This is a genomic window from Streptomyces sp. NPDC041191 (assembly GCF_055591945.1).
Genome location: NZ_JBVIZC010000010.1, coordinates 124,903 through 148,942, shown reverse-complemented (window position 1 = coordinate 148,942; position 24,040 = coordinate 124,903). Strand labels below are relative to the sequence as shown.

Here is a 24,040-nt window from a genome sequence, read left to right as displayed (position 1 = left end):
TGACCACCTCCCGGGTGGTAGGGGAGTGTACCTCTGTCCGTGGATGAGGAAAAAACGGGTTTTCCGGCTGCGTCAGATCCGGACCCCGATCCCCCCCCCCGCCGCCCGCGCGTCCTCACGCGCCTCAGTACAGGGCGTCGTAGATCTGGTAGCCGTAGCCGACTTTGACGCGCGCCTTGAACGGCTGGGCCGCCTCGCCGGTGCTCTTGTAGAGGAACAGGTCGCCGTTGGGCGCGGTCCCGAGCAGATCGCCCTTGCCGTCGCCCGTGAGGTCGCCGGGCGCCACCAGACGCGTGTACGCGTTCCAGCCGGTGCCGACCTGCGTGCGGGGCTTGAACACCTGGTCGGCCCGGCCCGTGCCCCGGTACAGCCACAGCGTCCCGGACCTGTCCCGGGCCACCAGGTCGTTCAGCCCGTCGCCGCTGTAGTCGCCCGAGCCGACGATCCGGTCGTACGCGCCCCAGCCGCCGCCGATCCGCAGGCGCGCACTGAACGCGGTGCCGTAGACGTTGGAACGGTAGAGGTACAGGTCGCCGGCGCCGTCGCGGGCCAGCAGGTCGCCGCGCCCGTCGCCGTTCAGGTCACCGGGCCCCACCAGGTGGTTGTAGACGCCCCAGCCGCCCCCGAAGTCGGCGTTGGGGCCGTAGAGGTGGTTCTGGTAGATCTCCAGGGTGTCGGAGATGCCGTCGGCGTCGAGGGAGTTGGCCTCGAAGAGGGTGAGGCCGCCGACCTCGCCGGTGTCGCTGATCCTCTTGCGGGGCGCCGGGATTCCGGTCTCCTGCGACTTGTACCAGAAGAGCGTGCCGGACTTGTCGCGGGCGGCGAACCCCTCCTTGCCCAGCGCCGGGACGTTGCCCGCGCCGCCCACCTGGGCGATGCCGGCACCCCAGGCGCCGACCGGACTCGACTGCGTACGGGGGGCGAAGTGGCCGCCGCCCGCGCCCGCGTACGCCCACAGCGTGCCGTTGGCGTCCCGGGCGTACACGTCGCCGATGCCGTCGCCGTTGGCGTCGTCGGCCGCGAAGATCTGGGTGTACGCCTGCCAGCCGTACCCGGTCTTGACGCGCGGCTTCAGGAAGGAGGAGCTGCCGCTGCTCCCGTAGTAGTAGAGGTCGCCCGCGGGCGTGCGGGCGACGAGGTCGCCCCTGCCGTCGCCGTCGCTGTCGCCGAGGCCGACCAGCTGGTCGTACGCCTGCCAGCCGTCGCCGATCTTCCGGCGGGCCTCGAACGGGGCGGTGGGCACGCCGGTGGCGACGTAGACCCACAGTTCGCCGGCGGGCGTGCGGGCCAGCAGGTCGGCGCGGCCGTCGCCGCTGAGGTCGCCGGGGGAGAAGATCTTGTTGTAGATCTGCCAGCCGCCGCCGTGCCAGAGGGACGGGAACAACTGGGTGCCGAAGACGTTCGGATACAGGACGAGGTCGCCGTCCGGGGACAGCACCAGGAGCTCGGGACCGCTGCCGTCCAGGTCCTGGTCGCCGATCGGGAGGATGTCCTTGACGAACGACACGTTACCGCTGGGACGGAGGATGACCTGGCTCGAGGGGCTCGAGAGCTGGACCAGGCGGGGCTGGCCGTTGTAGTCGCGGAACGTCAGTTCGCTGCGGCCGTCGAAGTCGAGGTCGAAGCGCGGCGGGGTACCGGCGGCCGCGACACCGGCGGCCCGGCCCCCCGACCCCGCCGGGGCCGGAGGCGGGACCGGGGCCGGGACCCGCAGGGCGGGACCGGCCGGCTTGCGGAGCGCCGGACGGGGAGCCGGGAGGTCGGCGGACGCGGGACCCGCGAGGAGCATGCCCGCGGCGAGCGCGAGGGCGGTGCAGGCGGCGACGCGACGGGCGCGTCCGGAGTCAAGGAAGAACAAGAATCCCCCCGGGATCGGAAGTTCGACGGGATCGCGCAGGGGGACTCGCGCGCACTCGAACAACGCCCCCACGTGCCTGTCGGCGCGTGGAGACGGCATCGCGCGAGGATGGGGCCACCCCCGAATGTGACCCGTAGTTTACCCACGCTCGCGCCGGGGACCAGAGGGTGGGAACCACATTCTGACCGCCCGGTAACTTTTTTGTCCGGAACGGGAGTTGATCAACGAACGGTGGTCCGGCGACCCGCCCCGCCGGCGGGGGAGAGGCGGTCCGGCGATCGGTCCCGCCGAGGGGGGAGAGGCGGTGCGGCGCCTTGCCCCGCCGAGGGGGAAGGGGCGACCCGGCGACCCGCCCCGCCGACGGGAGAGCCGCGGTGCGCGGCCCCGCTCCTCAGCTCTTCCGGTGCCCTATCAACCGCGGCTTCTGCTCCAGGCCGTCCAGGCCGTGCCACGCCAGGTTCACCAGGTGCGCCGCGACCTCCGCCTTCTTCGGCCTGCGCACGTCCAGCCACCACTGGCCCGTGAGCGCCACGCTGCCCACCAGGGCCTGCGCATACAGCGGCGCCAGCTTCGGGTCGAAGCCCCGGGCCTTGAACTCCAGCCCCAGGATGTCCTCCACCTGCGTGGCGATGTCACTGATCAGCGACGCGAACGTGCCCGTCGACTGCGCCACCGGCGAATCCCGTACGAGGATCCGGAAACCGTCCGTGTAGTTCTCGATGTAGTCGAGCAGCGCGAACGCCGCCTGCTCCAGGAGCTCGCGCGGGTGCCCGGCCGTCAGCGCGCCCGTCACCCCGTCGAGGAGCTGGCGCATCTCCCGGTCGACCACGACCGCGTACAGCCCCTCCTTGCCGCCGAAGTGCTCGTACACCACCGGCTTGGAGACCCCGGCCTTCGCCGCGATCTCCTCCACCGACGTGCCCTCGAACCCCTTCGCGGCGAACAGCGTGCGGCCGATGTCGAGCAACTGCTCCCGGCGCTCCGCACCCGTCATCCGCACCCGCCGCCCGCGCCGGGGCTTCTGCTCTCCGCCGCTGCCGGCCCCGCCGGTCCTGCCCTCGATCGCCACGTCTTCCATCATGCCGCGTCTGCGGACGCGGCCCGGCGGCGGGCTTCGACGCGGGCCTTCGCCGGCCAGCGCACGTCGTAGGCCCAGCCCGCCTTCTCGAACCAGCGGATGAGGCGCGCGCTGGAGTCCACCTGGCCGCGCAGCACCCCGTGCCGGGCCGACGTCGGGTCCGCGTGGTGCAGGTTGTGCCAGGACTCGCCGCAGGACAGCACCGCCAGCCACCACACGTTGCCCGAACGGTCACGCGACTTGAACGGACGCTTGCCCACCGCGTGACAGATCGAGTTGATCGACCACGTCACGTGGTGCAGCAGCGCCACCCGCACCAGCGAACCCCAGAAGAACGCCGTGAACGCGCCCCACCACGACCACGTCACCAGACCGCCCACCAGCGGCGGGATCGCCAGCGACACGATCGTCCACAGCACGAACTGGCGCGAGACCGCGCGGATCGCCGGGTCCTTGATCAGGTCGGGGGCGTACTTGTGCTGCGGCGTCTGCTCCTCGTCGAACATCCAGCCGATGTGCGCCCACCACAGGCCCTTCATCAGGGCCGGGACCGTCTCGCCGAACCGCCACGGCGAGTGCGGGTCGCCCTCCGCGTCCGAGAACCGGTGGTGCTTGCGGTGGTCCGCCACCCAGCGCACCAACGGCCCCTCCACCGCCAGCGACCCCATGACCGCGAGCGCGATCCGCAACGGCCGCTTCGCCTTGAACGACCCGTGCGTGAAGTACCGGTGGAAACCGATCGTGATCCCGTGGCAGCCGATGTAGTACATCGCCACCATCAGCCCGAGGTCCAGCCAGCTCACCCCCCACCCCCAGGCCAGCGGCACCGCCGCGAGCAGCGCCAGGAACGGCACCGTGATGAACAGCAGCAGCGTGACCTGCTCGACCGAACGCTTGCTGTCACCGCCCAGCGTGGCGGAGGGGAGGACGTCGGAACCGTCCGCCGTCCCGGTGGCCGAGGTCATCTCGGGGCTCATGGTCATGGGTCTCCCTGGGGGGTGAGGGGAAAGGGGCGACGCGCGCGGAGGCGGACCTGTGGCTACGCCTCCGTAACCTACGGTGTCGTAAGTATGGCAGCGTCGTGACGCGCTGCAAGAGGGCACGAGAGGGGCCTGGCCGCCACCGGAGGGACGGCCACCTATCCTGTGTGCGTCGGACAGCGCGGTCCGCAAGCCTCCAGAACACCTCCAGACGTGCTCAAACACTGCAAGGAGCCGCACCTGTGAGCAGTGCCGACCAGACCCCCACCGCCAGCACCGAGCTGCGCGCCGACATCCGCCGACTGGGCGACCTCCTCGGCGAGACGCTCGTCCGCCAGGAAGGACCGGAACTCCTCGACCTCGTCGAGAAGGTCCGCCGCCTCACCCGGGAGGACGGCGAAGCCGCCGCCGAACTGCTCCGGGGCGTCGAACTCGAGACGGCCGCCAAGCTGGTGCGCGCCTTCTCCACCTACTTCCACCTCGCGAACGTCACCGAGCAGGTCCACCGCGGCCGCGAACTCCGCGAGAGGCGCGCCGCCGAGGGCGGCCTCCTCGCCCGCACCGCCGACATGCTCAAGGACGGCGACCCCGAACACGTCCGCGAGACCGTCAGGAACCTCAACGTACGGCCCGTCTTCACGGCCCACCCCACCGAGGCCGCCCGCCGTTCCGTCCTCAACAAGCTCCGCCGGATCGCGGTCCTCCTGGACACCCCCGTCGCCCGGAGCGACCGGCGCCGCACCGACCTGCGCCTCGCCGAGAACATCGACCTCATCTGGCAGACCGACGAACTGCGGGTGGTCCGCCCCGAGCCCGCCGACGAGGCCCGCAACGCCGTCTACTACCTCGACGAGCTGCACGCCAACGCCGTCGGCGACGTCCTGGAGGACCTCGCCGCCGAGCTGGAACGCGTCGGCGTCGAGCTGCCCGCCGGCACCCGCCCGCTGACCTTCGGCACCTGGATCGGCGGCGACCGCGACGGCAACCCCAACGTCACCCCCCAGGTCACCTGGGACGTCCTGATCCTCCAGCACGAGCACGGCATCACCGACGCCCTCGAACTGATCGACTTCCTGCGCGGCCTGCTCTCCCACTCCATCCGCTACACCGGCGCCACCCAGGAACTCCTGGACTCCCTCCGGCGCGACCTGGACCTCCTCCCGGAGATCAGCCCCCGCTACAAGCGCCTCAACGCCGAGGAGCCCTACCGGCTCAAGGCCACCTGCATCCGGCAGAAGCTCGTCAACACCCGCGAGCGCCTCGCCCAGGGCACCCCGCACCAGGAGGGTCGCGACTACCTCGGCACCGCCGAACTCCTCCACGACCTCACCCTCATCCAGACCTCGCTGCGCGAGCACCGCGGCGGCCTCTTCGCCGACGGCCGCATGGAACGGGTCATCCGCACCCTCTCCGCCTTCGGCCTCCAGCTCGCCACCATGGACGTCCGCGAGCACGCCGAGGCCCACCACCACGCCCTCGGCCAGCTCTTCGACCGCCTGGGCGAGGAATCCTGGCGGTACGCGGACATGCCCCGCGACTACCGGCGCAAGCTGCTCGCCAAGGAGCTGCGCTCCCGCCGCCCCCTCGCCCCCACCCCGGCCCCCCTCGACGCCGCCGGAGCCAAGACCCTCGGCGTCTTCCACACGGTCAAGGAGGCGTTCGAACGCTTCGGCCCGGAGGTCGTCGAGTCGTACATCATCTCCATGTGCCAGGGCGCCGACGACGTCTTCGCCGCCGCCGTCCTCGCCCGCGAGGCCGGCCTGATCGACCTGCACGGCGGCTGGGCCAAGATCGGCATCGTGCCGCTCCTGGAGACCACCGACGAGCTCAGGGCCGCCGACGTCATCCTCGACGAGATGCTCGCCGACCCCTCCTACCGGCGCCTCGTCTCGCTCCGCGGCGACGTCCAGGAGGTCATGCTCGGCTACTCCGACTCCTCCAAGTTCGGCGGCATCACCACCAGCCAGTGGGAGATCCACCGCGCCCAGCGCCGCCTGCGCGACGTCGCCCACCGCTACGGCGTCCGCCTGCGCCTCTTCCACGGCCGCGGCGGCACCGTCGGCCGCGGCGGCGGCCCCTCGCACGACGCGATCCTCGCCCAGCCCTGGGGCACCCTGGAGGGCGAGATCAAGGTGACCGAGCAGGGCGAGGTCATCTCCGACAAGTACCTGATCCCGTCCCTGGCCAGGGAGAACCTGGAGCTGACGGTCGCCGCCACCCTCCAGGCGTCCGCCCTGCACACCGCGCCCCGCCAGTCCGACGAGGCCCTCGCCCGCTGGGACGCGGCCATGGACACCGTCTCGGACGCCGCCCACACCGCCTACCGAGGGCTGGTCGAGGACCCCGACCTGCCCGCGTACTTCTTCGCCGCGACCCCCGTCGACCAGCTCGCCGACCTGCACCTCGGCTCCCGGCCCTCCCGCCGCCCCGACTCCGGCGCCGGCCTCGACGGACTGCGCGCCATCCCCTGGGTGTTCGGCTGGACCCAGTCCCGCCAGATCGTCCCCGGCTGGTACGGCGTCGGCTCCGGCCTCAAGGCCCTGCGCGAGGGGGGCACGGGGCAGGAGGGCGCCTCGGTCCTGGCCGAGATGTACGAGCACTGGCACTTCTTCCGCAACTTCCTCTCCAACGTGGAGATGACGCTCGCCAAGACGGACCTGCGGATCGCCCGCCACTACGTCGACACCCTCGTCCCCGACGGCCTCAAGCACGTCTTCGACACCATCCGGGCCGAGCACGAGCTGACCGTCGCCGAGGTCCTCAGGATCACCGGCGGCGAGAAGCTCCTCGACTCCAACCCGGTCCTCCAGCAGACCTTCGCCATCCGCGACGCCTACCTCGACCCGATCTCCTACCTCCAGGTCGCCCTCCTCGCCCGCCAGCGCGCGGACGCCGAGCGCGGCGAGGACCCGGACCCGCTGCTCGCGCGGGCCCTGCTCCTCACGGTGAACGGCGTGGCCGCGGGCCTGCGCAACACCGGCTGACCCCCCTCCGCACACGGGGAAGCCCCCGCCGGGACTCCGGCGGGGGCTTCCGTCGTGACGGGGTGCGTCAGTGCTGCTGGGCCTTGCGGCGGCGGGTCACCAGGACCGCGCCGGCGGCCGCGAGGGCCAGGGCCGCGGCGGCGATGATGCCGATCGGGGCGCCGGCACCGGTCTCGGCGAGGTCGCCCTCACCGGGGGTGGCCGAGCCGCCGTTCCCGCCCGCGGGGGCGGTCGTGGAGGGCGACTCGGTGCCGCCGGGGGTCTCGGAGGCGCCCGGGGTCCCGGTCGGGGACGCGGACGTGCCCGGGGTGGTCGCGGACGGCGTGCCCGAGGGGGTGCCGGTCGGCGTGCCCGGAACGGTCTCGGACGGCGTGCCGGAGGGGGTGCCCGTCGGCGTGCCCGGGGTGGTCTCGGACGGGGTGGTCGACGGGGTGCCGGTCGGCGTGCCCGGGGTGGTCTCGGACGGGGTGGTCGACGGGGTGGGGGCGACGCTCGCCGCGCAGGTGTGCGACAGGTTGAAGAAGCCCTGCTTCACCTTGCCGTCGACCACGGCGACCGCGGAGGTCAGCTTGGCACCGCGCTCGGAGGCCACGTAGGCGTGGTCGTCCTTCGGCGGGCCGAAGTCCTTGATCGTGATCGGGGCGCCGTCGTCGAACCGAACCGTCAGCTCGACGAAGTTCACACCGTTGCCGGGGATGACGAAGTGCCAGCCGTCCTTGTCGGCCGGGATGCTGCTCGGGCACTTGCCCTGCTCGTACGAGGCAGCCGTGATCGGCGTCTTCTGGTGCAGCTTGAGGTCGTACGTCTGGCCCGACGCCGAAGCCACCGGCGCGAGGATCAGGGAACCCGCTACGGCGGCGACGAGCGCGCCGGAAGATATGAGGGTGCGTCGCATGTGCGGTCGTCCATCTGTGGGATGAGGATGATGCCGTGGGAGGTGGCGGGGGCAGCCTATCCGCCGCTTTAAGCGGGCCTTAAGCCGGAGGCCCATAACGATTGCGCCAGGTACCGGCGAAATCCGGGCAGAGCGGCCGGAGAACGCCCCGCCGCGACCGGAGGAACCCCTCACAGCGCGAAGAACGCCGCCACCAGCAGGGCCCCGCCCAGACCCGCCATCGACCACGCCGTCCGCGACAGCCGCAGCCCGCCGCCCACCAGCGGCGCCGCCAGGAGCAGCGCCCCGCCGAGCGGCAGCCAGGCGTGCAGACCACCGCCCCAGCCCGTCCGCACGCCCTCGTCCGTGCCCGGCTTCACCACGACCGGAATCGTCTCCCCCGGCTCCGCCGCCACCGAACGCCCGACCGTCAGCGTCCGGCGCCCCGGACCGGAGTCCTCCGGAACGTACCGGCCCTCGCACCTCTCCTCGCCGCACGAGACCACCCTCAGCGTCCCGTGCTCACGCCCCTTGGCGAACAGCACGTGCTGGGCGGAGCCCCACGAGGACCACACGCCCGCGACGACGAGGAGCAGGGCGACCAGGGCCACGGCGGCGTTACGGACGTGCGTCATGACCCGCGATCGTACAGCCGCACCCCGTACGGGTGTTCCCTAGGAGTTGTACGCCGACTGCGCCCGCTCCAGACCCTCCGCCACCAGACACTCCACCGCGTCCGCCGCCCGGTCCACGAACCAGTCCAGATCCTTGCGCTCCGCCGACGAGAAGTCCTTCAGGACGAAGTCCGCCACCTGCATCCGGCCCGGCGGACGCCCGATCCCGCACCGCACCCGGTGGTACTCGGGACCCATCGCCTTCGTCATCGACTTCAGGCCGTTGTGCCCGTTGTCGCCGCCGCCCCGCTTCAGCCGCAGCACCCCGTAGTCCACGTCCAGCTCGTCGTGGACCGCCACCACGTGCGCCACCGGCACCTTGTAGAAGTCGCGCAGCGCCGTCACCGGACCGCCCGACAGGTTCATGTACGACATCGGCTTCGCCAGCACCACCCGGCGGCTCGAAGGACCGGGCGGGCCCATCCGGCCCTCCACGACCTGCGCCTGCGCCTTCTGCGCCCGCTTGAACGAGCCGCGCATCCGCTCCGCGAGCAGGTCCACGACCATGAAGCCGATGTTGTGGCGGTTGCCCGCGTACTCCGGCCCCGGGTTGCCGAGGCCCGCGATCAGCCAGGGCGCGTTGGCGTCGTCCGTCATGTGCGTCAGGTCTCCTCGTGTCCGTACAGGTCCGTACCCCCGCAAGGGAAAACGGGGTGACGGGCCGTCCGGCCCGTCACCCCGTCACATGGCAGAGCCCGTGGCTCAGGCCTCGGTGCCCTCGGCGGCCTCGCCCTCGGCGGCCGGCTCCTCGGCCTGCGCGGCCAGGACCTGGATCACCACGGCGTCGGCGTCGGTCACCAGGGACGAGCCCTTCGGGAGCGCGATGTCCTTGGCGAGGATGGAGTCACCGGCCTCCAGGCCCTCCACGGAGACCGTGACGGCCTCGGGGAGGTGGGTGGCCTCGGCCTCGATGGACAGGGTGCCGAGCACGTGCTCCAGCAGGTTGCCGCCGGCGGCGAGCTCACCCTCGGTCTGGACCGGGATCTCGACCGTGACCTTCTCGCCGCTGCGCACGAGCAGCAGGTCGACGTGGATCAGGAAGCCCTTGATGGCGTCGCGCTGGACGGCCTTCGGGATCGCCAGCTCGGTCTTGCCCTCGACGTCCAGGGAGAGGAGGACGTTCGGCGTGCGCAGCGCCAGGGCCAGGTCGTGGGCCGGAAGGGTCACGTGCGCCGACTCCGAGCCGTGGCCGTAGACGACCGCGGGGACCTGGCCGTCACGGCGGATCGCGCGGGCCGCGCCCTTGCCGAACTTGGTGCGGACGGAAGCGGCGAGCTTGACCTCGGACATGGTGCACTCCTCGTGGGAAGGTGACGGAAAAGAGGTCACCCGGCCACGACTGGCGATGGCCTGCTACGAAGAGCGCGTCGATAACGGACCGCCGTGACCCCTACGGGTACAGCCTCCCTCGCCGAGCAACTCCGGCAGTCTACCCGCCGCCACCGGACCGCCCAAATGGATCAGACCGGGACGGGCGGAAGGGCCGCCCCCACCCGGGGGACGGCCCTTCCGTGACGTGCTTCCGGCTCAGTGCTCCTCGAAGAGGCTCGTCACCGAACCGTCCTCGAAGACCTCGCGCACCGCGCGCGCGATCGTCGGCGCGATCGAGAGCACCGTGATCTTGTCCAGCTCCAGACCGCCCGGCACCGGCAGCGTGTCCGTGAACACGAACTCGCTCACCTTCGAGTTCTTCAGCCGGTCGGCGGCGGGACCCGACAGGATGCCGTGCGTGGCCGTCACGATGACGTCCTCGGCGCCGTGCGCGAAGAGCGCGTCGGCGGCGGCGCAGATCGTGCCGCCCGTGTCGACCATGTCGTCCACCAGGACGCACACGCGGCCCTTCACGTCACCGACGACCTCGTGCACGGTCACCTGGTTCGCGACGTCCTTGTCGCGCCGCTTGTGCACGATCGCAAGGGGCGCGTCCAGCCGGTCGCACCAGCGGTCGGCGACCCGCACGCGGCCCGCGTCCGGGGAGACGATCGTCAGCTTGGAACGGTCGACCTTGGCACCCACGTAGTCCGCCAGCACCGGCAGCGCCGACAGGTGGTCCACCGGGCCGTCGAAGAAGCCCTGGATCTGGTCCGTGTGCAGGTCCACCGTCAGGATCCGGTGCGCCCCCGCCGTCTTCAGCAGGTCCGCCACCAGACGCGCCGAGATCGGCTCGCGACCCCGGTGCTTCTTGTCCTGGCGGGCGTACCCGTACGACGGGATGATCACGGTGATGCTCCGGGCGGAGGCCCGCTTCAGAGCGTCGATCATGATCAGCTGTTCCATGATCCACTTGTTGATCGGAGCCGTGTGGCTCTGGATCAGGAAGCAGTCCGCGCCGCGCGCCGACTCCTGGAAGCGGACGTAGATCTCACCGTTGGCGAAGTCGAACGCCTTGGTGGGAACGAGGCCGACACCCAGCTGGTGCGCGACCTCCTCGGCCAGTTCGGGGTGGGCGCGGCCGGAGAAGAGCATCAGCTTCTTCTCGCCGGTCGTCTTGATCCCGGTCACAGCACTGTCTCCTCAGACGTGTTCTCTGGCCGCGGTCCCCGCGCTTCCGGGCGCGTGAGCGAACCAGCCGAATTTGTGTGCACGTATCACGGTACGCCGAGTTCGACGCACTCGTTTCCGGTCAGCTTTCGCCGGCGGACCCCTCCGAGGCGGCCTGGGCGGCCTGCGCGGCGGCGCTCCCGGGACGCTTCCGGGCCACCCAGCCCTCGATATTCCGCTGCTGGCCACGGGCCACGGCCAGGGCGCCGGACGGCACGTCCTTGGTGATCACGGACCCGGCGGCGGTGTAGGCGCCGTCCCCGATCGTGACCGGAGCCACAAACATGTTGTCCGATCCGGTCTTGCAGTGGGACCCGATCGTCGTGTGGTGCTTGGTCTCGCCGTCGTAGTTCACGAAGACACTGGCCGCACCGATGTTCGAGTACTCGCCGATCGTCGCGTCCCCCACGTACGACAGGTGGGGGACCTTCGTGCCCTCGCCGATCGTCGCGTTCTTCATCTCGACGTACGTACCCGCCTTGGCCTTCGCGCCCAGGTTCGTGCCCGGACGCAGGTACGCGTACGGACCCACCGAGGCGCCGTCCCCGACCGTGGCCGAATCCGCCACCGTGTTGTCCACCCGGGCACCCCGGCCGACCCGGGTGTCCTTCAGGCGCGTGTTCGGGCCCACCACCGCGTCCTCGCCCACGTGCGTGGCGCCCAGCAGCTGCGTACCGGGCAGCACCACCGCGTCCGGCTCGAACGTCACCGTCACGTCCACGAACACCGACGCGGGGTCCACCACCGTCACGCCCGCCAGCATGGCCCGCTCCAGGAGCCGGCGGTTCAGCAGGCCACGGGCCTCCGCGAGCTGCACCCGGTTGTTGATGCCCAGGATCTCGCGGTGGTCGGCGGCCACCGAGGCGCCGACCCGGTGCCCCGCCTCGCGCAGGATCGACAGCACGTCGGTGAGGTACTCCTCGCCCTGGCTGTTGTCGGTCCGCACCCGGCCCAGCGCCTCGGCGAGCAGCTTCCCGTCGAACGCGAAGACGCCCGAGTTGATCTCCCTGATCGCGCGCTGCGCCTCGGAGGCGTCCTTGTGCTCGACGATCTCGGTCACGGCGCCGGTCCCGGCGTCCCGCACGATCCGCCCGTAACCGGTGGAGTCCGGCACCTCGGCGCTCAGCACGGTGACGGCGTTCCCGTCGGCCGCGTGGGTGTCCACCAGGGCGCGCAGGGTCTCCCCGGACAGCAGGGGGGTGTCGCCGCAGACGACCACGACGGTCCCCCCGGGCGCCTCGCCCAGCTCCTCCAGGGCCGTCCGCACCGCGTGCCCGGTGCCCTTCTGCTCCTCCTGGACGGCGGTCCGGGTCCCGGCGTAGTGCTCCTCCAGGTGGCCCCGCACCCGCTCCCGGGCGTGCCCGACGACCACGACGAGGTGCTCGGGCTCCAACTCGCGGGCCGCGGACACGACATGCCCGACGAGCGAACGCCCGGCGATCTCGTGCAGGACCTTGGGGGTCTTCGACTTCATGCGGGTGCCCTCACCCGCTGCGAGGACGACGACGGCTGCCAAGGGGGTCTCCCCTGTTCGAGCGGAGCCGAGAACTTGGGGGAGATTGGCGCTCACGAGACTGCCCTTCGGCTTTGGGTGGTGGACGCACGAAGGATACCGGGGGGTCGGGAGGCGGACATGAGTGCGGGTCCTGACCGTGGAGGTCAGGACCCGCGTCGTGCAGCTCCCCTGCCAGGACTCGAACCCGGACATAGGGCACCAAAAGCCCCAGTGCTGCCAATTACACCACAGGGGATGGCGTATGGGGCCAAAACGGACAAAGCGTCAGTCCCGTGCCCCGGCGGCCTCTACTATGCCGTACCAGGCCCCTTCCATGCGACGGTAAAGCTCCGAGCCTCCCGTGACGTAAACGACGAGACATCCCCGGTACGCCTCCCTGGTGTTCTTCCGGACGGTCCGGGGGTTGTGGCGCTTCAGGGTGGTCCTCTGGAACGTAGAGCCGTCGGCCCCGGTCAGTTCCGACCAGAACCTCTCGGCCTCCGCGACGTCCGCGTGCTCGTGGATGCTGACCCGGAAGCGCAGCCGGTCGGGCGTGACGCCCAGGAGGTCCAGCCACCGCAGGTAGAGGGCGATGACGTTCGGATCGCTGTTGACGAACTGGAGGATCTCGCGCCGCCCGTACGGCTTGTCCTTGGTGCCCTCGGCCCAGTAGAGCGCGACCCCGGCGATGAAGAGCTCTCGGTCCGACAGGGCGCCGATGGAGGCGCGGGCCAGCCGCTTGGTCTCCCGCCGTTCCTCGTCCCGCGCCGCGTGCAGACGGGCGAGACCCGCGTTCATCCGGGCCCGGCGTTCCTCCTCGGTGTACCGGGGTTCCGGTTTCGGCAGGTCCCGTACCCACAGGGAGATCGAGCTCTTCGAGCAGCCCAGCTCCGCCTGGATGCGGTCGTACGTCCACCCCTCGAGGCGCAGTTCCCGGGCGCGGGCGCGGAGGCCGTCCTTGGCGTTCGGACGTCTGGTCCACTCCGGTGCGGGCTCGCCTTTCACCAGGCGGTGGAGGAGGTCGTTGTTGTAGATCTTCAGGCGGTCGCGGATCTGGCGGAGGCTGAGGCCCTCGCGGCGGAGGGCGACGGCCTGTTCCCGCAGGCCGTCGAAGTCGGCGTACCGGCTCGTCTCGGTGGTCATGCGAACACTCTCGTCCGGAATGCGGACGTCCGGGTCGAAAACCCTGCCGATTCAACAGTTCGAGGGACTGGCGTTCGCGGCGTTGACGTGGGGCGTGTCGGGGACGAGGCCGCCCGTAGGGTGGTGGGCATGACCGCAACGGGGGCAGAACGGGACGCCACGGGCGTCGGGAGCAGGTGGTGGGAGAGACGGCGCGGCGTCGTCCTGGACGTCGGGCTGGCCGTGGTGTCCGCACTGGAGTGCGGGCTCGAAGGGGTCGGGTTCGCGGAGAAGGCGGGGACGCCCGTGCCCCTCGGGGTGGTCTTCGGGCTGCTCGTGGGCTCCGTGCTGGTCGTGCGCCGGCGCAGGCCCGTCGCCGTCGTCCTCGTCTCGGTCGCCGTCGCGCCCGCCGAGATGGGTTTCCTGATGGGGATCGTCGGGCTGTACACGCTCGCCGCCTCCGAGGTGCCGCGCAGGGTCACCGCGCTCCTGGCCGGGATGTCCACGACGGCCGTGTTCGTCGTGACGGTGACCGGGCTGCGGCAGGACATCGCCGGGGCCGGCGCCGAGCAGGGGGAGTTCGATCCGGGCGGCTGGTACGTGCCGGTCACGGCGCTCCTGGTGACCCTCGGGCTCAACGCGCCGCCGCTCCTCCTCGGCCTCTACACAGGGGCGCGGCGCCGGCTCATGGAGAGCCTGCGGGAGCGGGCCGACAGTCTGGAGCAGGAGCTGTCGCTGCTCGCCGACCGGGCCGAGGAGCGGGCCCAGTGGGCGCGGCAGGAGGAGCGGACGCGGATCGCCCGCGAGATGCACGACGTGGTGGCGCACCGGGTGTCGCTGATGGTGGTGCACGCGGCGGCGCTCCAGGCGGTGGCGCTGAAGGACCCGCAGAAGGCGGTGAGGAACGCGGCGCTCGTCGGTGACATGGGGCGGCAGGCGCTGACGGAGTTGCGGGAGATGCTGGGCGTGCTGAGGGAGGGGGCCGTTCCGGCCGGTCCGGCGGCGGTGCCGCTGGCGGCGGTCGGGAGGGCCGCCGCGGCGGCGGCGGAGGCCGCGGCGGACGACGGGCCGCGCCTGGACGCGCTGGACGCGCTGTGCGAGCAGTCGCGGCTCGCGGGGACGGCCGTGGAGTTCGTGGTGACGGGGGAGGTGCGCGGGTATCCGCCGGAGGTGGAGCGGACGGCGTACCGGGTGGTGCAGGAGGCGTTGACCAACGTCCACAAGCACGCGGCGGGCGCCGGGGTCGTGGTGCGTCTGGCCCACCGGGAGGCGGAGGTCGCGATGCAGGTGGAGAACGGTCCGTGTCCGTCGGGCGCGGGGGCCGCCGACGTGCGGCTGCCGAGTGGGGGGAACGGGCTCGTGGGGATGCGGGAGCGGGTGTCCCGGCTGGGCGGGGTGTTCGTGTCGGGGCCGACGGACGCGGGGGGGTTCAAGGTGTCGGCGGTCCTGCCGGCCGCTTCCGGCGGCGGCCCGGCCGCCTCGTAGTCCTTGCCGGCGCGGCTCGCCCTTCCGGTGCGGCCCCGGTGCGGACGCGCTCCCCACGCGATTCCGCTCCCCGTGCGGCTCCGCTTCCTGTTTCCTGTGCGGCTCCGCTCCCCGCGCGACCCCGTCTGCCGTACAGCTCCGTACCCCGCGAGGTCACGCCCCGCGAGGCCGCGCCCGGCGGGATCACGCCCCACGAGGCCGCGCCCCGCGAGGCCGCCCCCCGTCAGCCCGCCGTCAGGCGGGTCGGCCGCGCCCCCGTGACCAGCGTCGACAGGGCCGCGTCGATGTCCTTGCCGAGGTACCAGTCGCCCGCGTGGTCGAGGCTGTAGACGCGGCCCTCCGCGTCCATCGCCAGGACGGCCTGGTGGTCGCCCTCCTCCCCGAGGGGGGCGAGTTCCGTCTCCAGGGCGCGGCCGAGGTCGGCGAGGGTGCGGGAGAGGTGGAGGCCGGCGAGCGGGTCGAAGCGCACGGCGGCGGGCGCTATCTGCCGGCCGTGGCCGGGGGCGGTGATCCGCAGGCCGCCGAACTCGGCCCACGCCTCGACGGCGGCGGGGAAGACGTGGTGGCGGTGTCCGGTGGGGGAGACGTGGGCGCGCAGGGCGTCGGCCCACTCTTCGGCGCGTCTGATGTCCCAGCGGCCGGGCTGCCAGCCGGCCTCGCGGAGTGCGGCGTCGACGTTGACCGGGAAGCGGGTGGTGCTGAGGTGGTCGGGCATGGGGGTGCGGTCAGCCGTTCTCGACAGGCGTGGTGGGGTCGACGGCGCGGACGCCGAAGTGGGCGAGCATCGCCGTGCAGGAGCGGCAGGGCGGGGCGTAGCTCCCGTGCAGGGGGTCGCCGTCCTCGCGGATGTGCCGGGCGGTGAGCTTGGCGTGGCGGAGGGAGCGGCGGGCCTCGCCGTTGGTGAGCGGTTTGCGCCGGCCGCGCTTGGAGCGTCCGCCGTCGACGGCGGTGAGGTGCCGGGAGAGCAGGATGGCCTCGGGGCAGCGTCCGGTGAACCGTTCCCGCTGGCCGGTGGCGAGGGTGTCCAGGAAGTCCTGGACGAGGGGGTGCAGTACGGGGGGCCGGTCGCCGCGGCTCGCGGTGCCGGTGAGTGTCTCCCCGCGTACGGAGAGTGCCGCTCCGACGGTGGGGAGGATTCCGTCGCGGCGGTGGAGCAGCGAGGGTGCGCGGGTGGCTTCCGCGCTGCTGCTCCAGTTGAGGCGTGGGTCACCCTGTGTGGGCGTGGTCGCTGTGCGCATGGTGCTGGTCTTCCCCTCCTGCAATCCCCCGAGTTGCGTGGACAGCCTGCCAAATAGGGAGCCATATGGGGAAGCTGGGGCGGCCGAACGTGTCGCCGGTGTGTCGGAATCATGGGGTGCCTGTCATGGGTTCGTGACGGGTGGTGACCGCCGGATCGGGCCGGTCCGGGCTCTTGTGGCACCGCATAGGCTGTGCGGCATCAGTCGGCGGTGGTCAGTGCCCCGGCTGTCGATAGCAGCAGTCAGCGACGCCATGCAGGGGGCAACCGCCATGACGACAGGTCGGCTCGGGCAGGACACCGCGCCACCGAACGCGGCCTATGCCGGGCAGGTCGTGCACTTCCCGGACCCGGTCCGTGCTTCCCGGCATCCCCGGGGGGTGCGGGTGGACGCGCGCGGGTATCCGGATTTCTCGCCGTACGCGCGCGCGGCGGCGGAGATCGCGGACCCGCCGGAGGGTTTCGGCGTCGACGAGCTGCGTCTGACGGACTACGTGTCGGCGAACGCGGCGATGGCGGCGACCGGTCATGAGCTGTGGGACACGATTCCGCCGGTGGCGACGCCGCACGGTTGGACCTGGCACCACGTGGCGGGCGGCCGGCGGATGGAGCTGGTGCCGGTCGAGGTGAAGGCGTTGCTGCGGCACCACGGCGGGATCGCGACGGCGGCCGTGGACCACGGGAAGCGGGGGACGCGTCCGCTCCAGGAGACGCGGCCGGCGCACTTCGGGCTGCCGAAGGGGCACGTGGCGGTGTCGGAGCAGCAGCTCCAGGGGGTCGAGGAGGACCTGGGCTTCCGGCTTCCGGGGGCGTACCGCTCGTTCCTGAAGGCGGCGGGCGGGTGTGCTCCGGTGGGGGTGGCGCTCGACGCGGAGCTGGGGCTCCTGGTGGACCAGCCGTTCTTCACGGTGCGGGAGGAGGCCGGGGTCAACGATCTCGTCTACGTGAACAAGTGCCTCCGTGACCACCTGACGAAGGACTACCTGGGCGTGGCGTTCGTGCAGGGCGGCCTGATCGCCCTGAAGGTGCGCGGTGACGCGGTGGGTTCGGTGTGGTTCTGCGCGTACGACGACGCGCGGGACGCCGGCGAGGTGGCGGCCGGCTGGACGGTGAACGAGCGGGTGGCGCGGTTGCTGCTGCCCTGTGGCGCGGACTTCGACGCGTTCCTCCAGCGGCTCGTGGGCAATCCGCCGGAGCTGGAGACGGTGGCGAACCTGATGGTGGACGGCGGCTTCGCGCGCGCCGTGCCCGTGGTCCCGGTGGGGGAGTGAGCTGGCTGTGGTGACGTTCGCACAGGCGCAGGAGCGCGCCGAGGAGTGGATCAACGGCGATCTGCCGGGCTATCAGCACCGTGAGGTGCGGGTGCGGGAGTTCGGGCTGGGGTTCGTGGTGTGGGCGGAGGACCGCGAGGGCGGTCCGACGTCGGACGGTGGGCGCCAGCGGCTCGTGATCGCGCGGGACAGCGGTGAGGCCACGCTGTGGCCGGGGCTGCCGGTGGGCGAGGTGATCCGGCGGTACGAGGAGGAGTACGGGTCGGCGGACGAGGTGCCGGCCCAGGCGGCGGTGCCCGCGGCCCGGATCGATCTGAACCAGACGTCGTTCCTGCTGACTCCGCCGGAGTGGCTGCAGGACGCGGCGGACAAGATCGGGCTGCCGAGGGAGGAGTCGCACGCGTCGCAGGAGAGCGCGAGCGCGTCGGGGGCGGTGGACGACGTGTCGGACGCGGTGGAGCCGGTGGCGTCCTCGGCCTCTTCGGCGTCTTCTGCTTCTTCTGCTTCTTCCGGGTCCTTCGCCTCTTCCGACGCGACGGGGGCTTCGGACGGGGCGGGGGTGCCCGGGGGTGTGCCCGCTCCCGCTTCTGGTTCCGGTTCCGCTTCCGGTTCCGGTTCTGCTTCCGGTTCGGATGAGGACGGGTACGAGCCGACCGCGATGGACGGGGTTCCGGCGGAGGCGCCCGTGCCGCCGCCGGCGTCCTCCGTCCCGCCGCTCCCGCCCGCGTCCGCCGACAGCCCGTGGGCCGACGCGAACGCGAGTTCCGGTGGCGCGGACGGGGCGGTGCCGCTGCCCGCGACCGTCTTCGCGCCGCCGCTGTCGGGGGCGGACGACGAGGACGCCCCGCCGCCGTCGGTGGGCGCGGACGCGCCGACCGCTCTGATGAAGGGGGGCAGCGCGCTGCCCCCGACCGCCATCGCGCCCCGGCTCGACCCGGCCGCGCCGCCCCTGCCGGACTACGGGGTGTCGGCTCCCTCCGCCCCCCTCGTCGCGTCGTCCCCGCCCGTTCCGGGTGTCCCTCCGCTTCCGCCTCCGCCCGCGCGCCCGTCGCCGGGTGCCGAGGACATCGCGGACGCCGTGACGGGCAAGGCCCCGCTGCCTCCGGAGAGCGGTCGCGGCCCGGGCGTCACGCCGCCCCCGCCGGGCGTCCCGGGCACGCCGGGTCCGGCGGGTCCTGCTTCGGGTGCCGGCGCGTACGTCCCGACGCGGCTGGTGCCGCAGCTCGGTCCCGACGGGCCCCAGCCGCCCGGCCCGCCGTCCGCGCCCCGGCCGCCCGGTCCGCCGCCCGCGCCCGCCCCGCCGGGGCCCGTGACGCCGCCGCAGCCCGTGCACCACGCGGCGACGATGCTGGCGCACCCGGGCCCGTCCGGCCCGGGGGCTCCGCCGCCCCCGCCCCCGCCGCCGGGCGTGCCCGGTACGCCTCCGGGCGGCATCGCGCAGGCGGCGACGATGCTGGCGCATCCCGGCCCGTCCGGTCCGGCCGGTCCGCCGCCCCCGCCCGCCCCGGCGCCGCCGGTGGGCGGGCACACGCCCCCGCCCGCGCCTCCCGCGTACGGGTATCCGCAGCAGCCGTCCGGGCAGCCGACGGTCGGCCCCGGCTACCAGGCGGTGCTGCGCTACCGGGCGCCCGACGGTTCCGAGGCGCAGATCATCCGGCGTTCGGCGCCGGGCACCCCGCACCCGGAGTGGCAGATCCTGCACGAGCTGCGCGCGATGAACGTGCCGCCGCAGCAGGTCCTGGAGCTGCACACGGAGCTGGAGTCCTGCGAGCTGCCGGGCGGCTACTGCGCGCGGATGATCCGGGAGACGTGGCCGCAGGCGCGGATCACGAGCATCGCTCCGTACGGGCGTGATCACGCGGGCCGGCAGCAGGGCATGCGGCAGCTCCTGACCCATCAGGGCGAGCTGCACCAGGTCGCGGACGGTCCGGCGCGGCCCGCTCCGGTGCGGGCGCCGCTGCCGCCGGTGCAGCCGTTGCCGCCGGTGCCGCCGGAGGCGGTCGCGCAGGAGCTGGCCGGGGCGTTCGGTCCGGGCATCCTCCGGTTCGACCAGCGGGCGGTGTCCCGGCAGGGCGTGCCGGAGCTGGTGGCGCGCACGCTGGTGTGGGCGGGGCTCCCGGCGGACTTCGGTCCGTTCTTCTGGGCGCAGCCCGCGGTGCCGGTGGTGCCGACGCTGGCCGAGCTGGCGGCGCAGCGGCAGGTGCCGGCGGCGCCGGACGCGAGTTCGTACCTGGTGCTCGGTTCGGACTTCGGGCGGGCGCTGTGCGTCCAGTACGGGACCGCGCACATCGTGGCGGTGCCGGTGGAGGCCGGTCCGGGCGGGCAGTCGGTGCCGCCGCAGTTCGTGAACACCGGGCTTCCGGAGTTCACGCGGTCGATGGCGCTGCTCGGGCGGATGTGGCGGCTGCGGTTCGGGCTCAATCCGGAGCAGGCGGGCCGCTGGACGGTCGACTTCCAGGCGCAGCTGGCGATGCTGGACCCGGCGGCGCTGGCGTCGCCGGAGAACTGGTGGTCGGTCCTGCTGGAGCAGATGTGGGACGGGCTGCTGTAGGGCCGTTCTGACGGAAATTGAACAGGATGTGATGAAAGGCGCTCGACGTGCGTGCACGTTGGGTGCCTTTTGTCCGTTCTTATGAAGCATCCTGGACGTTCGGGCCACAGGGAAGGGACATCAGGGATGAGTTTCGCTGTCGGACGGGGACGGGGGTACCGCCCCGAGCAGGTCGACCGCTTCTTCGCCGTGCTCGCCGGGGAACGCGACGCCGCCCTGGAGCGGGTGGAACGGCTCGCCGCCCTCGTGGAGGAACGGGAGGCGGAGCTCGTCCGGCTCCGCGAGACCGCCGAGGCGCTGCCGCCGCAGCGGTACGAGTCGCTGGGCGAGGCGGCGCGGAAGATCCTGGAGCTCGCGGAGCAGGAGGACGAGAGGCTCGTCCGCGCCGCCGAGGCCGACGCGCAGGCCCTCGCGGAGGCGGCCGACACGGCCGCCCGGGAGACGACGGAATCGGCGCGGACGTACGCCGAGGGCGTGCGCGAGGCGGCGGAGACGCGGGCCCGCGCGGTCCTGGAGTCGGCTCGCGAGCGGGCGGGGAAGCTGGCGGCGGAGGCGCGCCGCGAGGCCGAGGAGCTGAGGGCGGCGGCGCGGGAGGCGTTCGAGGAGACCGAGCGGCGCGCGGCGGAACTCCTGGCGGAACAGCGGGCCGGGCAGAAGAAGCTGCGGGAGCAGACCGAGCACGAGGAACAGGCGCGCGCGGCCGCGCAGGAGGCGCGCCACGAGGAGCTGTTCGCCCGCGCGGAGGGCGGGCTCGCGGAGGCGCGGAGGTTCCTGGCGAAGACCGAGGAGGAGGCCAGGCACGGCCAGGAGGACGCCGAGGCGAAGGCGGCGGAGCTGCTCACCGAGGCCCGTCTGGCGGCCGAGCGGATCGAACGCGCCACGGAACGGGTCCTGCGCGAGCACGAGGAGGCGCGGGACGAGATCCACTCCCACATGGAGCACATCCGCAACTCGCTGGCGGCGCTGACGGGGAAGCCGTCGGCCCCGGAACCGGCGGCGGAGTCCGGTCCGGAGGAGGCCCAGCAGGCGCAGCAGGCCCAGGACGGCGGTTCCCGGGCCGACGGGAAGGGCTGAGCCCTCGGGGCCTCCTCCCCGTTCCCCCGTCCTGTCTCCCCTCCCCGGAAGGGCACGAGGCGCAGGAGGCGCGGCGGCGACCGGTACGCACCGGCCGCCGCGCGTCCGATAGCCTCCCGTCACCCAGGGGAGGGAACACCTACTTGAACAACGAACGCATGCACGGCCGCCGTCTCGCGGCCGTGACCGTCGCCGTCGTCCTCGCCGCCACCGGCGGCACGCTCACCGCGCTCCCGGCCGCCGCCGCGCCGGCCGCCGCGCAGGAGGACCCGCGGCAGACCACCACCGTGCCGTTCCCGCGCGGCGCGGACGTCGTCGGCGCGGGCCCCGGCGGCTTCCTGTCGAAGAAGCGCGGCAGCACGCCCGAGGTCCGCTGGACGTGGTACGCGGACGGCTCGTCGGTCGTACTGCCCGGAGCCGTCGACGCCGAGGCGACCTCGGACCTCGTCGTCACCGGTGACCGGACCTACCTGTCGGAGAGCCGCGTGCTCAAGCTCCACGACATGTCGACGCCCGCGTCGGCGGCGGCCGCCCCGGTCGTGGTGGACCTCGACGCGCTCGGCACCGGGTCCAGCCTCGGCGGGGTCTTCGGCTCCACCCTCGCCGTCTACGTGCGGAGCGAGGAGGGAGGCTTCCGGCCGCGCCTCTTCACCTTCGAGGACGGCAGGCTGACCGGGCGTCCGCTCACCGGCCTGGCCGACGACTGCCACCTCAACCCCGACAACGAATACCCCGCCGACGCCGCGGTCTTCGACTGCTGGGACTCCGACGGTGGTTCGCTCCGCAAGGTGCTCGTCGACATCGCCGCGGCGACGGCGGAGTTCTCGTACGTCCAGGATGCGCGTGGCCCCTTCCAGTGGCAGAACGCGGTCTCCGGCACGTACGCGGTGTGGCGGGAGCACGACGGGACCACGGAGTGGTTCGGCGTGCACCGGCGCGGCACGTCCGGGCACAAGCTGATCAGGGCGAGTGGGGACGATTACGACCCGCTCCACCTCGTCGGAGGCTGGATCGTCCAGGGGCAGCGGATCCACATCGACGCCGCGTACAACCCCAACGGGGGGTCCGGGCTCCAGGTCCGGCCCCTCACCGCCGAGTCCGTCGAGACGGGGGAGAAGGTCCAGCTCCTCACCGCCCACTCGTCCGCCGTCCCCGGCCCCGGCGGGGACCTCCTGGTGCGCGGCGGCACCCCCGAGCACGGGGAGGGCCTCTACCGGATCTCGCCCCGGGCCGACGGCGGACGCCCGGACGTCGAACTGGTCGCCTCCACCGGGCAGTCGACCGTCGTGACCCTCACCGGTTCCGCCACCCCGAAGGCGCTCACCGGCGAGCAGGTCGCACGCGGGGCCGACTTCACCTGGGACCTGTCGCGGGCGGACAGCCACGTGCGGCTGACGCTGACCCACGTCCGCAGCGGGAAGACCGTGTACGAGGCGTTTCCCGTCCCGTCCGGCGTCGACGGCATGCCGCGCCGGATCACCTGGCACTGGGACGGCAAGGACCTGGAGAGCCCGGACTGGGACCGTCCCGCCCGCAACGGCGCGTACGAGTGGAGGCTCACCGCCCGCCCGGACGAGGGCATCGGCCCCGACCTGGTCGCCACCGGCCGGTTCACCGTGACCCGCCCCGCCGCCCCGCACGACTACGACGACGACGGCACGGCCGACCTCTTCGTCCGGGACACCGGCGGCGCGCTGTGGCGCCTCGGCACGCGGCCCACCACTCCGGGCGATTCCCCCGCGGAGGCCGGTGGCACACGGGCCGGCGTCGGCTGGGGCGTCTACGACCGGATCGAGGCCACCGGGAACATCGCGGGCTCGGCCGCACCCGATGCCGTCGCCCGGGACCGCGACGGCGTCCTCTGGCTCTACCAGGGCACCGGCGACCGGGACAATCCGCTCGCGGCCCGTACGAGGATCGGCGCCGGCTGGCAGGCGTACGACCGGCTGGCGGGCGGCAGCGACCTGACCGGCGACGGCCGGCCGGACCTGGTCGCCACCGACAGGGCGGGCGACCTGTACCTGTACAAGGGCACGGGCTCGTCCACCGCCCCCTTCGAGGCGCGCAGGAAGATCGGCGTCGGCTGGGGGATCTACAACGAGCTGGCCGCCACCGGCAACCTCGCCGGAGGCCCGGCCGGCGACCTCCTCGCCCGGGACAAGGCGGGTGTGCTCTGGCTCTACCTCGGCAAGGGCGACGGCACCTTCGCCGCCCGTACCAGGGTGGGCGGCGGGTGGGGCTCCTTCACCGGACTCACCGCCGTCGGCGACGCCAACGGCGACGGACGCGCCGACCTGATCGCCTCGAACGGCGCCGAGACCTTCTACGCGGGCACCGGCAGCTGGTCGGCCCCCTTCAAGAGCGGGGTGCCGGTGTCCCTGACGCAGGACGTGTCCTACAACAGCGTCTTCTGACCCGGGCCCCTCAGGGCCCGGACCGGGGGGCCGTCCGGGCGGGGACGTGTACGACCGGCGGCCCCCCGGTCAGCTGTTGCCGCAGGAATTGCACGGCCACGCGGTCTGCCGGACGCACTGGCCGTTGTCGTCGTATTCGTAGATGACGCTCTTCTGGCCCGAACAGGTCTTCGTGTTGCCGGGGTTCCCCGGCAGGGGGTCAGGGAGCTGTCGTCCGCAGGAGATGCGCTGATCCTGCTGGTGTCCCATAGGGGTATTCCTCCACTTGGGTCTGGGTGGGTCTCCAGTTCGTGCGACAGCCGGTGCAGTGCCAGCTCCAGGAGTCCGGGACGTCCGGACGCATGCAGGTGGTGTCTTTCCAGAGCATCGGCCTGTCGGGGCACTGGGGGCATGACGGAGGCT

General features: G+C 72.8%; 19 protein-coding genes and 1 tRNA gene. 6 read left to right on the top strand and 14 right to left on the bottom strand.

From position 1 onward, the window contains the following. Positions 1–124: 124 nt before the first annotated feature. The 3 genes from ACZ6AQ_RS20910 to ACZ6AQ_RS20900 form a co-directional block, all read right to left on the bottom strand. Positions 125–1,858, bottom strand: a complete 1,734-nt coding sequence (locus ACZ6AQ_RS20910) for an FG-GAP repeat domain-containing protein (RefSeq protein WP_468761212.1) — start codon at positions 1,856–1,858, stop codon at positions 125–127. 391 nt (positions 1,859–2,249) lie between these two features. Next, the gene (locus tag ACZ6AQ_RS20905) at positions 2,250–2,936 is read right to left on the bottom strand and encodes a TetR/AcrR family transcriptional regulator (RefSeq protein WP_468761504.1); all 687 of its coding nucleotides are present in this window, start codon (positions 2,934–2,936) and stop codon (positions 2,250–2,252) included. Then, positions 2,936–3,919, bottom strand: a complete 984-nt coding sequence (locus ACZ6AQ_RS20900) for an acyl-CoA desaturase (protein ID WP_468761210.1) — start codon at positions 3,917–3,919, stop codon at positions 2,936–2,938. The genes ACZ6AQ_RS20905 and ACZ6AQ_RS20900 overlap by 1 nt, the downstream gene beginning before the upstream one ends. A 239-nt stretch (positions 3,920–4,158) precedes the next feature. Here ACZ6AQ_RS20900 and ppc point away from each other — a divergent pair, with 239 nt between their 5' ends. After that, on the top strand, positions 4,159–6,900 hold the full coding sequence (gene ppc / locus ACZ6AQ_RS20895) for a phosphoenolpyruvate carboxylase (protein WP_468761208.1): 2,742 nt from the start codon (positions 4,159–4,161) through the stop codon (positions 6,898–6,900). Positions 6,901–6,967: 67 nt separating this feature from the next. On the opposite strand, the gene ACZ6AQ_RS20890 is transcribed toward ppc, so the two are convergent. The 8 genes from ACZ6AQ_RS20890 to ACZ6AQ_RS20855 form a co-directional block, all read right to left on the bottom strand. Continuing rightward, positions 6,968–7,795 (bottom strand): LPXTG cell wall anchor domain-containing protein, encoded by an 828-nt coding sequence (locus tag ACZ6AQ_RS20890; RefSeq protein ID WP_468761207.1) that lies wholly within the window; start codon positions 7,793–7,795, stop codon positions 6,968–6,970. Positions 7,796–7,965: 170 nt separating this feature from the next. Next, the gene (locus ACZ6AQ_RS20885; protein ID WP_468761205.1) at positions 7,966–8,409 is read right to left on the bottom strand and encodes a hypothetical protein; all 444 of its coding nucleotides are present in this window, start codon (positions 8,407–8,409) and stop codon (positions 7,966–7,968) included. Positions 8,410–8,448: 39 nt separating this feature from the next. Beyond that, positions 8,449–9,045 carry an aminoacyl-tRNA hydrolase gene (gene pth, locus ACZ6AQ_RS20880; RefSeq protein WP_388692672.1) on the bottom strand — a complete coding sequence of 199 codons (597 nt, stop codon included), beginning with the start codon at positions 9,043–9,045 and terminating at the stop codon, positions 8,449–8,451. A 105-nt stretch (positions 9,046–9,150) separates the two neighbouring features. Continuing rightward, positions 9,151–9,738: a 50S ribosomal protein L25/general stress protein Ctc gene (locus ACZ6AQ_RS20875; protein ID WP_468761203.1), complete on the bottom strand. Its 588-nt coding sequence runs from the start codon at positions 9,736–9,738 to the stop codon at positions 9,151–9,153. Positions 9,739–9,975: 237 nt separating this feature from the next. Continuing rightward, positions 9,976–10,950, bottom strand: a complete 975-nt coding sequence (locus tag ACZ6AQ_RS20870; RefSeq protein WP_388692676.1) for a ribose-phosphate diphosphokinase — start codon at positions 10,948–10,950, stop codon at positions 9,976–9,978. A 121-nt stretch (positions 10,951–11,071) separates the two neighbouring features. Continuing rightward, positions 11,072–12,505 carry a bifunctional UDP-N-acetylglucosamine diphosphorylase/glucosamine-1-phosphate N-acetyltransferase GlmU gene (gene glmU, locus ACZ6AQ_RS20865; RefSeq protein WP_468761202.1) on the bottom strand — a complete coding sequence of 478 codons (1,434 nt, stop codon included), beginning with the start codon at positions 12,503–12,505 and terminating at the stop codon, positions 11,072–11,074. Positions 12,506–12,668: 163 nt separating this feature from the next. Continuing rightward, positions 12,669–12,740 (bottom strand) — tRNA-Gln (locus ACZ6AQ_RS20860). Positions 12,741–12,769: 29 nt separating this feature from the next. Next, entirely contained in the window at positions 12,770–13,627 is an 858-nt protein-coding gene (locus tag ACZ6AQ_RS20855) for a hypothetical protein (RefSeq protein WP_468761200.1), read from the bottom strand. A 129-nt stretch (positions 13,628–13,756) separates the two neighbouring features. Here ACZ6AQ_RS20855 and ACZ6AQ_RS20850 point away from each other — a divergent pair, with 129 nt between their 5' ends. After that, the gene (locus ACZ6AQ_RS20850; protein ID WP_468761198.1) at positions 13,757–15,091 is read left to right on the top strand and encodes a sensor histidine kinase; all 1,335 of its coding nucleotides are present in this window, start codon (positions 13,757–13,759) and stop codon (positions 15,089–15,091) included. A 223-nt stretch (positions 15,092–15,314) separates the two neighbouring features. On the opposite strand, the gene ACZ6AQ_RS20845 is transcribed toward ACZ6AQ_RS20850, so the two are convergent. Continuing rightward, positions 15,315–15,806: an SUKH-3 domain-containing protein gene (locus tag ACZ6AQ_RS20845; protein ID WP_468761196.1), complete on the bottom strand. Its 492-nt coding sequence runs from the start codon at positions 15,804–15,806 to the stop codon at positions 15,315–15,317. A 10-nt stretch (positions 15,807–15,816) separates the two neighbouring features. Then, positions 15,817–16,329, bottom strand: a complete 513-nt coding sequence (locus ACZ6AQ_RS20840) for a YwqJ-related putative deaminase (protein ID WP_468761194.1) — start codon at positions 16,327–16,329, stop codon at positions 15,817–15,819. Between the two features lie 271 nt (positions 16,330–16,600). On the opposite strand from ACZ6AQ_RS20840, the gene ACZ6AQ_RS20835 reads away from it, so the two are divergent. From ACZ6AQ_RS20835 to ACZ6AQ_RS20820, 4 genes are all read left to right on the top strand, one after another. Beyond that, entirely contained in the window at positions 16,601–17,599 is a 999-nt protein-coding gene (locus ACZ6AQ_RS20835; protein ID WP_388692687.1) for an SMI1/KNR4 family protein, read from the top strand. A 7-nt stretch (positions 17,600–17,606) separates the two neighbouring features. Continuing rightward, positions 17,607–20,150 carry an SUKH-4 family immunity protein gene (locus tag ACZ6AQ_RS20830; RefSeq protein WP_468761192.1) on the top strand — a complete coding sequence of 848 codons (2,544 nt, stop codon included), beginning with the start codon at positions 17,607–17,609 and terminating at the stop codon, positions 20,148–20,150. Between the two features lie 126 nt (positions 20,151–20,276). Beyond that, on the top strand, positions 20,277–21,224 hold the full coding sequence (locus tag ACZ6AQ_RS20825; protein ID WP_468761190.1) for a cellulose-binding protein: 948 nt from the start codon (positions 20,277–20,279) through the stop codon (positions 21,222–21,224). Positions 21,225–21,367: 143 nt separating this feature from the next. Continuing rightward, complete coding sequence (locus tag ACZ6AQ_RS20820; protein ID WP_468761189.1) at positions 21,368–23,638, top strand: FG-GAP-like repeat-containing protein; 2,271 nt, start codon at positions 21,368–21,370, stop codon at positions 23,636–23,638. A gap of 69 nt (positions 23,639–23,707) precedes the next feature. On the opposite strand, the gene ACZ6AQ_RS20815 is transcribed toward ACZ6AQ_RS20820, so the two are convergent. After that, positions 23,708–23,887, bottom strand: coding sequence for a hypothetical protein (locus ACZ6AQ_RS20815; RefSeq protein WP_388692694.1), 180 nt, complete (start codon positions 23,885–23,887; stop codon positions 23,708–23,710). Positions 23,888–24,040 lie beyond the last annotated feature (153 nt).